This is a genomic window from Acidovorax sp. KPB24-07 (genome assembly GCF_057543315.1).
This window is the reverse complement of record NZ_BAAJYS010000842.1, coordinates 1-752: the sequence shown is the minus strand read 5'-3', so window position 1 is coordinate 752 and position 752 is coordinate 1. Positions and strand designations below refer to the sequence as shown.

Here is a 752-nt window from a genome sequence, read left to right as displayed (position 1 = left end):
GAAAGAGCGCGCCGCGCGGCGAGGGCTTCAGGCCGCCGCCGCGCCCGCCTGCGGCGGCGCCGCGAGGTAGTTGTTTTTCACGCGCACGTAGTGCTCGGCCGAATACCGCAGGTACGCGATTTCCTGCGGTGTCAGCGCCCGCTGCCGCACGGCCGGGCGGCCCGTGTAGAGGTAGCCGCTCTCCAGCACCTTGCCGGGCGTGACCAGGCTGCCGGCGCCGAGCATCACGCGGTCGCCGACCACCGCGTCGTCCATCACGATGCTGCCCATGCCGATCAGGCACTCGTCCCCGATGGTGCAGCCGTGCAGGATCACCGAATGGCCCAGCGTGACGTGGCTGCCGATCACGAGCGGCGAGCCGTCCGGCTTGCCCGGATGGCGGTGCGACACGTGGCCCATGGCCAGGTCCTGCACGTTGGAGCATTCGCCCACCACGATGCGGTTCACGTCGCCGCGCAGCACCGCGTTGCACCACACCGAGCTGTCGCGCCCCAGGTGCACATCGCCGATCACCTGGGCCGAGGGGTGGAGGTAGACGCCGGCGTCCAGAGCGGGGGCGGTGTCGAGGTAGGGGGCGAGGGGCATGGGGTGCGGTCCGGAGAGAAAGGGGCGGGACGTTGGCGTCGGCAGCGATCTTATGCAAGAACCCCGTGCGCCGCGGCGCTCACCGCAGCGGCGCGTCGCCCGGCGCCCCGAGCGGTGCTGGCCGCCACGGACTGCGCCCCGTCAGCCCCCACGATGGCCGCCTTCAG

1 protein-coding gene is annotated in these 752 nt (G+C 72.2%); it reads right to left on the bottom strand.

What is annotated here, in order from left to right:
* Positions 1–27: 27 nt before the first annotated feature.
* Positions 28–585: a gamma carbonic anhydrase family protein gene (locus tag AC27IQ_RS26190; RefSeq protein WP_487091392.1), complete on the bottom strand. Its 558-nt coding sequence runs from the start codon at positions 583–585 to the stop codon at positions 28–30.
* Between the last annotated feature and the right edge of the window lie 167 nt (positions 586–752).